Annotated in this window: 10 protein-coding genes; 4 read left to right on the top strand and 6 right to left on the bottom strand. The window is 64.9% G+C overall.

Features of this window, described 5'->3' with window-relative positions; translation table 11 throughout:
- Nucleotides 1-6 precede the first annotated feature (6 nt).
- From ACOHWE_RS00050 to ACOHWE_RS00035, 4 genes are all read right to left on the bottom strand, one after another.
- The gene (locus ACOHWE_RS00050; protein WP_420663344.1) at nt 7-1,173 is read right to left on the bottom strand and encodes a M20 aminoacylase family protein; all 1,167 of its coding nucleotides are present in this window, start codon (nt 1,171-1,173) and stop codon (nt 7-9) included.
- Between the two features lie 115 nt (nt 1,174-1,288).
- Nucleotides 1,289-1,753, bottom strand: coding sequence for a MarR family winged helix-turn-helix transcriptional regulator (locus tag ACOHWE_RS00045; protein ID WP_420663343.1), 465 nt, complete (start codon nt 1,751-1,753; stop codon nt 1,289-1,291).
- 28 nt (nt 1,754-1,781) lie between these two features.
- Complete coding sequence (gene argE, locus ACOHWE_RS00040) at nt 1,782-2,948, bottom strand: acetylornithine deacetylase (RefSeq protein ID WP_420663342.1); 1,167 nt, start codon at nt 2,946-2,948, stop codon at nt 1,782-1,784.
- A gap of 2 nt (nt 2,949-2,950) precedes the next feature.
- Entirely contained in the window at nt 2,951-4,771 is a 1,821-nt protein-coding gene (locus tag ACOHWE_RS00035; protein WP_420663341.1) for an ABC transporter ATP-binding protein, read from the bottom strand.
- Nucleotides 4,772-5,159: 388 nt separating this feature from the next.
- Here ACOHWE_RS00035 and ACOHWE_RS00030 point away from each other — a divergent pair, with 388 nt between their 5' ends.
- The 4 genes from ACOHWE_RS00030 (at nt 5,160) to ACOHWE_RS00015 (ending at nt 10,286) form a co-directional block, all read left to right on the top strand.
- Nucleotides 5,160-6,860, top strand: coding sequence for a peptide ABC transporter substrate-binding protein (locus ACOHWE_RS00030; protein WP_420663340.1), 1,701 nt, complete (start codon nt 5,160-5,162; stop codon nt 6,858-6,860).
- Nucleotides 6,861-7,012: 152 nt separating this feature from the next.
- On the top strand, nt 7,013-8,020 hold the full coding sequence (locus ACOHWE_RS00025) for an ABC transporter permease (protein WP_420663339.1): 1,008 nt from the start codon (nt 7,013-7,015) through the stop codon (nt 8,018-8,020).
- The gene (locus ACOHWE_RS00020) at nt 8,013-8,984 is read left to right on the top strand and encodes an ABC transporter permease (protein WP_420663338.1); all 972 of its coding nucleotides are present in this window, start codon (nt 8,013-8,015) and stop codon (nt 8,982-8,984) included. The genes ACOHWE_RS00025 and ACOHWE_RS00020 overlap by 8 nt, the downstream gene beginning before the upstream one ends.
- A gap of 228 nt (nt 8,985-9,212) precedes the next feature.
- Nucleotides 9,213-10,286 carry a YeeE/YedE family protein gene (locus ACOHWE_RS00015; RefSeq protein ID WP_420663337.1) on the top strand — a complete coding sequence of 358 codons (1,074 nt, stop codon included), beginning with the start codon at nt 9,213-9,215 and terminating at the stop codon, nt 10,284-10,286.
- On the opposite strand, the gene ACOHWE_RS00010 is transcribed toward ACOHWE_RS00015, so the two are convergent.
- Both ACOHWE_RS00010 and ACOHWE_RS00005 read right to left on the bottom strand, forming a co-directional pair.
- Nucleotides 10,222-11,502 carry a DUF3422 family protein gene (locus tag ACOHWE_RS00010; RefSeq protein ID WP_420663336.1) on the bottom strand — a complete coding sequence of 427 codons (1,281 nt, stop codon included), beginning with the start codon at nt 11,500-11,502 and terminating at the stop codon, nt 10,222-10,224. The two genes, ACOHWE_RS00015 and ACOHWE_RS00010, sit on opposite strands and share 65 nt — an antisense overlap.
- A 225-nt stretch (nt 11,503-11,727) precedes the next feature.
- A partial coding sequence (locus ACOHWE_RS00005) for an NAD(P)(+) transhydrogenase (Re/Si-specific) subunit beta (protein ID WP_420663334.1) occupies nt 11,728-12,166 on the bottom strand: 439 nt, incomplete at its 5' end.

Below are 12,166 nucleotides of genomic sequence, written 5' to 3'. Positions count from 1 at the left end.
TCCTCCTCAGGCTGCTGGCATACGCCGTTCGACCAGCTCGGCAAACCAGCTGCAGCCGAGCGGGATGGCCTCGTCGTCAAACACATAGGCCGGGTGATGGCACATCGCAGTATCGCCGTTGCCAAGGAACATGTAGGCGCCCGGGCGTTCCTCCAGCATGTAGGAGAAATCCTCGGACGGGGTGATCGGCGGCGTGTTGTCGTCGACCTTGGCGGCAACGGCGCGCGCTGATTCCACCGCAAAGGCGGTCTGTTCTTCGGAATTGATGGTGACCGGGTAGCCCGGTGTCCAGGTGACTTCCGCGCTGGCACCATAGGCCGAGGCGGTATCTTCGGCCACCCGGCGCACGCGCGCCTCGGCCAATCCGCGGCATTCCGGATCGAGTGTGCGCACGGTGCCCTGCAGGCGCGCGGTATGGGCGATCACGTTCGAGGCGGTGCTGTCGGTCTCGAAAGTGCCGACGGTCAGCACCACGCGTTTCAGCGGGTCGATGTTGCGCGACACGATGGAATGCAGCGAGACCACGATCTGCGAGGCCACCAGCGTGGTGTCGATCGCCTCATGCGGGGTCGCTGCGTGGCCGCCCTTGCCGGTCACGACGATCTCGAACTCGTCCGAGGACGCCATCAGCGCGCCGGGCCGGGTGGCGAACTCGCCCACCGGCAGGCCCGGCATGTTGTGCAGGCCGTAGACCTCCTGGATGCCCCAGCGCTCCATCAGCCCGTCATCGCACATCGCCTTGCCGCCGGCGCCGCCCTCCTCGGCTGGCTGGAAGATCAGCACCGCCTTGCCGTCGAAGTTGCGGGTTTCGGCCAGATATTTCGCTGCCCCCAGCAGAATCGCCGTGTGGCCGTCATGGCCGCAGGCATGCATCACGCCCGGCGTTTTGGAGGCATAGTCCACCCCGGAGGCCTCGGGGATCGGCAGCGCGTCCATATCGGCGCGCAGGCCTATGGTGCGGCCGGAGGTATTGGTCTTGCCCTCGATCACCGCCACCACGCCGGTGCGGCCAACGCCTTCGGCGATGTCGGTGATGCCGAACTCCCGGAGCCGCGCGGCAACAAAGGCGGCGGTCTCGTGGACCTCATACATCAGCTCGGGGTGCTCATGCAGGTGCCGGCGCCAGGCGGTGATCTCACCATGCATCTCGGCAAATCTGTTCTTGGCCGGCATCGCGCTAACTCCTCTCATCTGAGACGATTGGTACAAAACTCACCCGCTCTTGTCCATGCCCCCCCGGCGTAGGGGCAGCGGGCCGCGCCGTCCCCTTTCGCCAACAGGCGCAGGCCTATTCCGCACCCGGGCCTTCGGCGGTCAGGAAGGCAACCAGGCTGGCCTGCAGCTCTTCGATCTGCGCGGCCGGCAAGCGGGCGCGCATCTCCTCACGCACACCGGAAAGCCGTTCGGCCACGTCCTCGATATACTCCCGGCCTTCGGGCGTCAGGCGCAGATGCACGGTGCGGCGGTCGGTTTCCGAACGTTCGCGTTCCAGCAGCCCGCGCTTGGCCAGCTTGTCGACATAGCGCGCAAGCGTCGCGGTGTTGATCGCCAGAATACCGCCATAGGCGTTCTGCACCAATCCCGGTTTGCGGTGGATCATGCCGAGGAGGCTCAGGTGGCCCGCCGCGAGGCCGGTTTCCTTGCCGATCGCCTCCACATACTGGGCGATCATCCGCCCTGCGATCTGCAGGAGCACGGCGAAATCCACGTCTTCATAGACGCCGCCCGGAATCTCCCCGCCCGGCCGGCTCATCGCGGCACCCCCGTCCGGATGTGCAGGCTCATGCGGCCAGCCGATCCACCAGCCGCTGCATGAAGCCGTGGCCGGCCTCGAACTGCGCCACGGTAATGTATTCGTTGGGCTGATGCGCCTGGGCGATGTCTCCGGGCCCGCAGACCACGGCGGAGTAGCCCGCGGCCTGGAACTGCCCGGCCTCGGTGCCGTAGCTCACCACATGGCTGCCGTTGTCGCCGGTAAGCGCGCGGGCCAGGGTTTCGGCAGCGCCGTCCTGTTCCGGTGCCAGGGAGGGCACATCGAAGGTCTGGGTGACCTCGATTCGGGTGTCCGGCTGGGTCGCCTGCATCCGCGCCTCGACGCTGCGCACCTGTCCCATGTAGCGCTCCCGCCACTCCGCCGCGCTTTCCTGCGGCAGGATGCGCATGTCGAGGCTGAAGGTGCAGTCCTTGGCGGTGATGTTCTGGGCGGTGCCGCCCTGGATCACGCCGACATGCAGTGTGGTGAAAGGCGGCTCGAACAGGCTGGCGGCGGCATCGGGCTGGGCCGCCTGGTTTTCTGTATTCATGGAGTTCACCCACTCGATCAGGGGTGCCGCATGCATGATCGCACTGACGCCGGTGTGGACGAGCGAGCTGTGCACTTCGAAGCCGTGAAGATGAGTGGAATAGCCGTAACCGCCCTTGTGGCCAGTCACCACCTGCATCATCGAGGGCTCCCCCACCAGCACGGCAGCCCCCTTGGGCAGCTTTTCCTGCATCGCCGCAATCATCGGCGGCGCGCCGGTGCAGCCGATTTCCTCGTCAAAGCTGAGCGCGAGCTGCAAGGGGCGCCTGACACCCCGCGCATGCGCCTCCACCAGCGCCCAGATGGCAAGCGCGTCGAAGCCCTTCATGTCGCAGGTGCCACGGCCGTAATACCTGCCGTCCCGCTCCACCACCGTGAACGGGTCGCTGTCCCAGGCCTGACCATCGACCGGCACCACATCGGTATGGCCCGAAAGCACCACCGCGCCCTCTTCCCAAGGCCCCACATGGGCAAAGACGGCAGCCTTGTGCGGCTGGTCAGGATCAACCCAGCGGTGGCTTTCGATGCCCTGCTCGGAGAGGTAATCCTGCACCCAGTCCACCAGCGGCAGGTTGCTGTCGCGGCTGACCGTCGGGAAGGAGATCAGTTTGGTCATGATCTCCAGCGGGGTGAGCCGGGACGCCATCTTCAGTAGCCGCTGTCGGTGGTGAGCACGAAGTGGCCCGGCTCGACCTCGTTGTATTGCGACGGCGCAGGCTCGTAGTCGAGCCCGTGGATCGGCGAGGGGATCGGCTTGAAGTTCAGCTCATGCTCGGACTTGCGGCGGTGCGGGTCGGCCACCGGAACCGCCTTCATCAGCGCCTGGGTATAGGGGTGCTGCGGATTCTCAAAGACGCGCTCGCGGGGACCGAGCTCCACGATGCGGCCCAAATACATCACGCCGACCTGGTGGGAGACCCGCTCCACCACCGCCATGTCGTGGCTGATAAAGAGGAACGACAGGCCGAGTTCCGCTTGCAGCTCCATCATCAGGTTCAAGACCTGCGCCTGCACCGACACGTCGAGCGCCGAGACCGCCTCGTCCGCGACGATCAGCTTGGGGTTCAGGGCCAGAGCGCGGGCAATCGCAATCCGCTGGCGCTGGCCGCCCGACATCTCGTGCGGGTAGCGGCGCATGAAGCTGCGCGGCAGGTGGACGCGGTCGAACAGGCTGGCGACGCGGTCTTGCAACTCGGAACCTGACGCGAGGCCATAGTTGCGCAGCGGCTCCGCCACCTGGTCCAGAAGCTGCATCTGCGGGTTCAGGGATGCAAAGGGATCCTGGAAGATCATCTGCATGTCCTGGCGCGCCTTGTGCATCTGGGAGGAGCTGAATTGCAGAACGTCGCGGCCCTCGAAATTCACCTTGCCGGACAGCGGCTCCACCAGCCGCAGGATAGAGCGGCCCGCAGAGGACTTGCCGCAGCCGGATTCGCCCACCAGCGACAGCGTCTGGCCTTTGAACACCTTGAAGGACACATCCTCCACCGCGTGCACATTGGCCACGGTGCGGCGCAGGATGCCGCCCTTGACCGGGAAACGGGTGGTCAGGTTCTGCACGTCAAGAAGCACCTCGTCAGTGCCCACGATCGGCTCGATCTTCTGATCCGCAACCCCCATCAGCTTCATTGGCTCGGGGTACTGCTTGCCGCGCATCTCCCCCAGCTTAGGCACCGCGGCGAGGAGCGCCTTGGTGTATTCGTGCTGCGGGTTCTCGAAGATCTGCGCGACCGGTCCTTCCTCGACCTTGTTGCCGCGATACATCACCACCACGCGGTCGGCCATCTGCGCCACCACCGCCATGTCGTGGGTGATAAACATCACCGCGGTGCCGGTCTCGCGCTTCAAGCGGTCCATCAGAGCGAGGATCTCGGCCTGGATGGTAACATCCAGCGCGGTTGTGGGCTCGTCCGCGATCAGCAGGCGCGGCTCGCAGGCCATCGCCATCGCGATCACCACCCGCTGCCGCATGCCGCCCGACAGCTCGTGCGGGTACTGCCGCAGGCGCCGCTCCGGCTCGGGGATGCGAACCTGACGCAGAAGCTCCAGCGCGCGTTCCTCGGCTTTTGCCTTGGACATGTTCTTGTGGATGCGCAGCCCCTCCGTGAGCTGGCGGCCGACGGTGAACACCGGGTTCAGCGCGGTCATCGGCTCCTGGAAGATCATCCCGATCTCATTGCCGCGGATCTGCTTCATCATGTCCTGCTCGGCCTTGGCGAGATCGGTCCGGCCGCCCTTGCGCCGGTCGAACATCAATTCGCCGCCGGCAATCTCGCCGCCGCCGAATTCCACCAGACGCATCAGCGACAGCGAGGAGACCGACTTGCCGGACCCGGATTCGCCCACGATGCAGACGGTTTCGCCCGGATTGACATCGAAAGAGACGTTTTCGACGCCCACCACCGACCCGTCCTTGGTCTGAAACTCGACGCGCAAGCCCTTGATCTGTGCGATTGGCTGATCCAGCACCCTTGATCCCCTTCTACCCGGCCAGGCGGCCCGCAGGCCTTGGCCACAAGATATTCCCGGCGGCATCGGCCGCTCATTGTTGCCGCGATGTAAGCCGATCGCGCCGGGCGCGTCAAACCCGGGCCGGGAATTACCCGACGCCAAGGCTTGCAATTTTCCCAAACTCTGTTTCGATGACGGCAGCCGCCGCCTGCTGCGCGCTTTGCGCGGCCCGCCCGCGCCCGGTTTTGCCGCCAGTCCGCTGCCGGCCGGCTGTAGATTGCTGATGGGTTTCACGGGCGACAGCAGGCAAAGCTGCTGCAACTCCGCAGTGATGCGGCAAAACTCCGGGCCCCGAGGCCCGCTTAAAATAAAAAAGACACATAACGTGTCCGGCAAGGAGAGTGTGATGAAAATCAAATCCCTTTTGATGGGGGCTGCTGCCGCAGCCTCCGTGGCTTCCGCGGCATATGCCGAACGGGGATCGGATGGCCAGGTCAACATTATCTACTGGCAGGCGCCGTCGATCATGAACCCGTTCCTGTCGGGCGGCACCAAGGACGTCGAAGCCGCCTCGCTGGTGATCGAGCCGCTGGCCCGCTACGACACCAAGGGCAACATGGTGCCCTTCCTGGCGGCCGAGATCCCGACCGTGGACAATGGCGGCGTCAGCGAAGACCTGAAGACGATCACCTGGAAAATCGCGCCCGGCATCAAGTGGTCGGACGGCAGCGACTTCACCGCGCATGACGTGGTGTTCACCGCCAACTACTGCATGGACCCTGAAGGCGGCTGCGCCCAGGTAACCAAGTTCGAAGGCGTAACCAACGTGGAGGCGGTGGACGATCTGACCGTGAAGGTGACCTTCGCGGAACCCACCCCCTTCCCCTACGGCCCCTTCGTTGGCGGCGAGAGCCCGATCATCCAGAAAGCCCAGTTCGAGAACTGCATGGGCGCCAAGGCCCCCGAGTGCACCGAGGCGAACTTCGCCCCGATCGGCACCGGCCCCTTCGTTGTGGACGAGTTCAAGCCCAATGACGTGATCACGCTGTCGGCCAATGACAACTACCGTGACCCGAACAAACCCGCCTTTGCCAAGGTGCTGTTCAAGGGCGGCGGCGACGCCACCGCGGCAGGCCGTGCCGTGATGGAGACCGGCGAGTTTGACTACGCCTGGAACCTGCAGCTGGCGCCTGAAGTGATCGCCCAGATGGAAGCCGGCGGCAAGGGCAAGCCGGTGGCAGGCTTCGGCCCGCTGGTCGAGCGCATCATGCTCAACAACACCAACCCCGACCCGGCGCTTGGCCCGGACGAGCGTTCGGTGGTCCGCCCGCACCCGTTCCTGGGTGATCCGGCGGTCTACAAGGCAATGTCGATGGCCATCGACCGCCCGCTGCTGGTGGAAATCGGCTACGGCAAGGCCGGCAAGATCGGCTGCAACTGGGTGCCCGCGCCCGAGGCCTTCGCTTCCGACACCTTCGACTGCTCCACCCAGGACATCGAGGGCGCCAAAGCGATGCTGGAGGAAGCCGGCTACAAGGACACCAACGGCGACGGTGTGCGGGAGACCCCGGACGGCAAGCCGATGAAGATCCTGTACCAGACATCGACCAACGCCGTCCGTCAGGATTTCCAGGCGCTGATCAAGGAGTGGTGGAGCCAGATCGGCATCGAGTCCGAGCTGCGCAACATCAACGCCAGCGTATTCTTCGGCGGTGACCCGGGCTCGCCCGACACCTTCCAGAAGTTCTATGCCGATGTGGAGATGTACGCCAACACCTTCAACGGCACCGACCCGCAGTCCTATCTGGGCAACGGCCTGTGCGACAAGGCACCGGCCCCGGCGACCCAGTGGCAGGGCGAGAACATCTCGCGCTTCTGCGACGAGGAATACGACAAGCTGCACGCCGAGCTGACCAAGACCGCCGGTCTGGAAGCCCGCGCCGAGATCGCCAAGCGCCTGAACGATATCATCATCGAAAAGGGCGGGATGATCCCGCTGGTGCACCGCGGCCGCCTGTCGGCACATTCCAACACCCTGGGCGGCGTCGATCTGAACGTCTGGGACAGCGAACTGTGGAACGTGGCAGACTGGCATCGCATTAAGTAAGCCGCGTCAGGCTCAGCGGGGGCCCCGGTGTTACACCGGGGCCTCTTGCCATTTTCGGGTGGTTACGCTTTACGGCCTGCGCACAAAACGGACGCCAGGCAGAGCCCGCCTTGCTTCCAAACTCAAAACCCCGTTGTAAAGGCGCTTAGCTGATGCTGACTTTTACAATCCGGCGGCTGATCCTGGCAGTGCCCACACTGCTGTTCATCAGCCTCGTGATCTTCCTGCTGCTGGAGCTCGCCCCCGGCGACCCGATGGCGCAGGTCCCCCTCACCGTCCCTCCCGAAGTCAAAGAAAAGATGCGCGAGGCGCTCGGCCTGGGCCAGCCCATGCACATCCGCTTCTGGAAGTGGCTGGTGCAATTCTTCTGGATCGAACCGCAGGTTCTGATCGACCACTACTTCGGCACCTCCTTCTCGGCCGGGGACCTGCGGGTGATTTCCTGGCAGACCCGCTCGCCGGTGATGGACATTGTGATCCAGCGTCTGCCGCAGACCCTCTGGGTCGTGGGCACCGCTTATCTGGTGGCCATCGTTATCGCGCTGCCGATCGGGATCTACTCTGCCTACCGCCAGTACAGCTGGTTCGACCAGCTCGGCACCTTCATTTCGATGGTGGGCTTCTCGGTGCCGCCGTTCTTTTCGGGCGTGCTGGTTATCGTGATCTTCTCGGTGCAGCTGGGCTGGTTCCCCTCGATCTATGACACGACCCATGTCGTCGACAGCTGGGACAGTTTCGTCTACCAGCTGAAGCAGATGATCATGCCGGTGATGGTGCTGGCGCTGCAGATCACCGCGCAGCTTAGCCGCTTCATGCGGGCCTCGATGCTCGACAACCTCAACCAGGACTACGTCCGCACCGCCCGCGCCAAGGGGCTGAGCGAATACGTCGTGGTGATGGTGCACGTGCTCAGAAACTCCATGATCCCGGTGGTCACCGTGATCGCGCTGGGGATTCCGGCGATCTTCGGCGGTGCCATCATCACCGAGCAGGTGTTCAAGGTGAACGGCATCGGCCAGCTCCTGATCGGCGCAATCCAGGCCAACGACCTGCCGATGGTGCAGACGCTGACCTTCATCTTCGCGGTGCTGATCGTGCTGTTCAACCTGATCGCCGACGTTCTGTACGGCATTCTTGACCCGAGGATCCGCTATGACTGACAAGGAACGCTTCGTGCCCGACGAAGGCATGGCGCCCGCCTCGACCGCGGTGCCCGGCGCCGGTCCGCTGGAGGAGCTCCACCGCCCGCCGCGCAGCCAGTGGCTGAACGTCTGGGACCAGTTCAAGTCGCACCGCGGCGCGATGATGGGCGGGGCGCTGTTTCTCTTCATCATCCTCGCGGTCTATCTGGGGCCGTTCTTCTGGGACATCGACGCCACCCAGATCGACATCCGCGCCCGCAACCAGGGCCCGAGCTGGGCGCATCCCTTCGGCACCGACCAGCTTGGCCGCGACATGCTGGCCCGGATGATGGCCGGCGGCGCGACCTCGGTGTCGGTCGGCCTGACCGCAATGCTGCTTGCGCTGCTGCTCGGCTCGCTGATCGGCGTGCTCGCGGGCTTCTTCAAAAAGCTCGACGGGCCGCTGATGCGCCTCACTGACCTGTTCCTGGCGCTGCCGCTCTTGCCGCTGCTGCTGGTGATGATGCTCTTGTTCCGCGAGCCGCTGAACGCCGCCTTCGGGCCGGAACAGGGGATCTTCATCCTGATCGTGGCTTCCATCGGCATCACCAGCTGGATGCCAACCGCGCGGATCGTTCGCGGCGACGTGCTGGCACTGAAGGAGCGCGAGTTCGTGATGGCAGCACGTTCGATCGGCACCACGAACCGCAAGCTGATCACCCGGCACATCCTGCCCAACGTGCTGTCGCCGATCATGGTCTCGGCCACGCTGGGCATCGCCACGGCGATCATCACAGAGTCCTCGCTCTCTTTCCTCGGCCTCGGCTTCCCGCCGGACTTCCCGACCTGGGGGCGGCTCCTGTTCGATGCCACCGACTACCTGCAGCAATACCCCGAGCGGGTGTTCTGGCCCGGTTTGGCGATTTCGCTGACGGTGCTGAGCGTGAACTACCTCGGCGATGGCTTGCGCGACGCTCTGGACCCGCGCATCCGTGGCCGCTGAGGACCAGCACGCCGACACATTCGAATAAGAATATACTTTCTGGCTGCCCCTTCCGGGCGGCCAGTTTGTTTTCCGGCACACCGGAACCACAGAAAAACCGCGCGGTGCGCGAAGACCGGTAGGGACATGTTCCCTGGAACAGTCCGATACAGGCCGGCGCAAAGACTTGCCGGGCCGCTGTTTTCCGGCCATTCCGGGAAAAAATTCCGCCTTCTTCTGGAGACCGTGATGTTCGAAACACTTGGCTTTGAAGAGACTTCCGCCTGGGAGGCTTCGGTGCTGTTTGCCCTTGGTATCGGCATTCTGTTCGGCGCTCTGGCGCAAGTCACCCGTTTCTGCTTCCGCCGCGCACTCGCGGGCGAAGACCGCCGTCAGGCTGCGGGCGTCTGGGCGATGGCGCTGGCAGCAGCCGTCATCGGCACCCAGGCGGCAGTTGCGGCCGGCTGGATCGGCTTCGCGGATCACCGACTGCTGGCCGCTGACCTGCCGGTGCTGGCCATTGCCACCGGCGGGCTGATGTTCGGAGGCGGGATGATTCTGACCCGAGGCTGCGCATCCCGGCTCTTCGTGCTGGCAGGCAGCGGCAACCTGCGGGCGCTTTTGGTCGTCACCGTCTTCGCCATCACTGCCCACGCCACGCTCAAGGGCGTTTTGGCACCGGTAAGGACCACGCTTGGTTCCTTCACCCTACCCGCCGGCGAGTATGCCTCGCTGGCAGCGCTGCCGGGCGGCCCGGCGGCATGGAGTGCGCTGATCGCAGTGACCGCGGCTCTGGCCGCTCTGCGCTCCGGAAACCGGGGCTCCATCCTGGGCGCAGCTGCCCTTATCGGCCTCTTGGTGCCCGCGGCCTGGGCCGGAACCGGCTTTCTGTTATTCGACGACTTCGACCCGATCGCGATGGAGAGCCTCTCCTTCACCGCCCCCGCGGCCGAAACACTGTTTTTCGCCGTAGCCTCCAGTTCTATTCCGGCCGGCTTTGGCACGGGGCTGGTGGGCGGCGTGATGCTCGGCGCTCTCGCAGCAGCCCTGCTGAACGGCGGCTTCCGCTGGCAAAGCTTCGAAAGCCCCCGGCAAACCGGCCGCTACCTTGCCGGAGCGGCACTCATGGGTGTGGGCGGAGTGCTGGCCGGCGGCTGCACCGTCGGCGCCGGTCTGGCCGGTATTCCCACGCTGAGCCTGGCCGCGCTTCTTGCCCTTGGCTTCATCGCCCTCGGCGGCGTAGCGGCGCGGGCGGCCCTCAATGCAGCTTCTTCCGGATCCGCCGCACGCCCAGCCAAACCAGAGCCACAACAGGCAGGGTAATCAGAGCGATCAGATTCCCCTTGCTGAGGTGCATGAGAGATGCGAGCGGATAGAGCGCATAACCCGCCAGCGACACCGCATAATAGCTGATCGCCACGACAGAAAGCCCCTCGACAGTGTGCTGCAGCCTCAGCGCCAAATCGGCACGGCGGTCCATGCTGGCCAGCAGCTCCTGGTTCTGCGCCGAACGCTCCACATCCACCCGCGTCCGCAACAGCTCCCCTGCCCTGCGCGCCCGGTCCGCCAGCGTCTCCACGCGCTTCTCGGTCGAGGTCACGGTTCGCATTGCGGGCTCGAAGCGGCGCAGCATGAACTCCGCCAGAGACTGGAAGCCTTGAATGCGCTGCTCCCGCAGCAGCGCGATACGCTGATTGACCAGCGCATCGTAGGCGCCGGTCGCCCCGAAGCGGAACGCGGATTGCGCAGCCATCGCTTCCAGCTCCGCCGCCACGGTCAGAAGCTGCGACAGAATCTGGTCGGCAGGCTGCCGCCCTCCGGTCATCTCCTGCATGATACCGCTCAGATGGCTGTCCAGTGCACCAATCGCGGGCGCCAGCCCGCGCGCGCGGGAGAACCCCAGCATCGCCATTGCCCGGTAGGTCTCGATCTCGCAGAGCCGCTGCACCACCCGGCCAATACGCTGGCTGCCGGTGTCGGCGTCCGGGAAGACGGCAAAACGCATGTGGCCCGCCGGGTCGATCCGGAAATCCCCGGCCACCAGAGCGCTGTCGTCCAGCACCCGCGACACAGCCAGGCTTTCGGGCACGAACCAATCCTGCAGCATAGGCTTCAGCGCGTCCTCCTCCGGCCGCGGCACCACCCGGATCAAGGCCGAGGTGATCCGCTGCCCTGGCGCCGCGGCCAGCCATTCTTCCGGAAAGACATCGAATTCCGCCGGATCGAACGCGCGCACCCCGGCCCCGTCGCAATAGACTGTGTAGCTCACGAATTCGGTGTGCTGCTCCCACTTCAGCATATGCCGCCCGATTGCCGCCGCGTGATGAGTGGCGCCCGGCTGCGGATGCGGTGCGCCGTGGCGGTCCAGCAGCGCAATCAGGTGCTTCAGATCCTGCTGCCGGTCCCTATGGACGGCCTCTTTCGGCTGTTTCACTGCCAGATACGCCACCGAACAGGGGCAGTTCATGGTGGGAAACGGGCGCGCATGCAGCTCGTTGGTTAGGGGATAACGCAGCGGATGGTCGTGGATCGGCGGCATTTCGGTCTCCGGTCGGCAATGCTGGCGACGATAGCCGCCTCAGCCGGGCATGTACAGAAGCGTTTCATTTCAGTGAGTTAGAGGAATGCGACGGTATACAGTCCCACCGTTGATGGGGCTCTGCCCCCGGCCTTCGGCCTCCCCCGGGATATTTGCTGGCAAGAGGAAGGCGAACACCAAAAAGGCGCCCCTGGGGGCGCCTTTCTATTGCCTTGACAGTTCAATTTACTGGATCAGCCCCAGCAGCGTATCCAGCGACTGTTTTGCGTCGCCGTAGAACATGCGGGTGTTTTCCTTGAAGAACAGCGGGTTCTCGATGCCCGAATACCCTGTGCCCTGGCCGCGTTTGGAGACGAAGACCTGTTTCGCCTTCCAGCATTCCAGCACCGGCATGCCCGCGATCGGGGAGTTGGGGTCCTCCTGGGCGGCCGGGTTCACGATGTCGTTGGAGCCGATCACGATGGCCACGTCGGTGCCGCCGAAGTCGCCGTTGATCTCGTCCATCTCCAGCACGATGTCATAAGGAACTTTCGCCTCGGCCAGCAGCACGTTCATGTGCCCGGGCAGGCGGCCCGCCACCGGGTGGATGGCAAAACGCACCTCCTTGCCTTTCGCGCGCAGCCGCTTGGTCAGTTCCGAGACCGACTGCTGCGCCTGCGCCACT

The organism is Cribrihabitans neustonicus (assembly GCF_048820895.1).
Taxonomy (GTDB): Bacteria; Pseudomonadota; Alphaproteobacteria; order Rhodobacterales; family Rhodobacteraceae; genus Cribrihabitans_A; species Cribrihabitans_A neustonicus.
This window is presented reverse-complemented; position numbering and strand designations above follow the sequence as displayed.

Excerpts from the sequence above, each read along its gene's own strand:
- ACOHWE_RS00050 (WP_420663344.1), bottom strand. The coding sequence starts at position 1,173 with ATGCCGGCCAAGAACAGATTTGCCGAGATGCATGGTGAGATCACCGCC.
- ACOHWE_RS00045 (WP_420663343.1), bottom strand. The coding sequence starts at position 1,753 with ATGAGCCGGCCGGGCGGGGAGATTCCGGGCGGCGTCTATGAAGACGTG.
- argE (WP_420663342.1), bottom strand. The coding sequence starts at position 2,948 with ATGGCGTCCCGGCTCACCCCGCTGGAGATCATGACCAAACTGATCTCC.
- ACOHWE_RS00030 (WP_420663340.1), top strand. The coding sequence starts at position 5,160 with ATGAAAATCAAATCCCTTTTGATGGGGGCTGCTGCCGCAGCCTCCGTG.
- ACOHWE_RS00025 (WP_420663339.1), top strand. The coding sequence starts at position 7,013 with ATGCTGACTTTTACAATCCGGCGGCTGATCCTGGCAGTGCCCACACTG.
- ACOHWE_RS00020 (WP_420663338.1), top strand. The coding sequence starts at position 8,013 with ATGACTGACAAGGAACGCTTCGTGCCCGACGAAGGCATGGCGCCCGCC.
- ACOHWE_RS00015 (WP_420663337.1), top strand. The coding sequence starts at position 9,213 with ATGTTCGAAACACTTGGCTTTGAAGAGACTTCCGCCTGGGAGGCTTCG.
- ACOHWE_RS00010 (WP_420663336.1), bottom strand. The coding sequence starts at position 11,502 with ATGCCGCCGATCCACGACCATCCGCTGCGTTATCCCCTAACCAACGAG.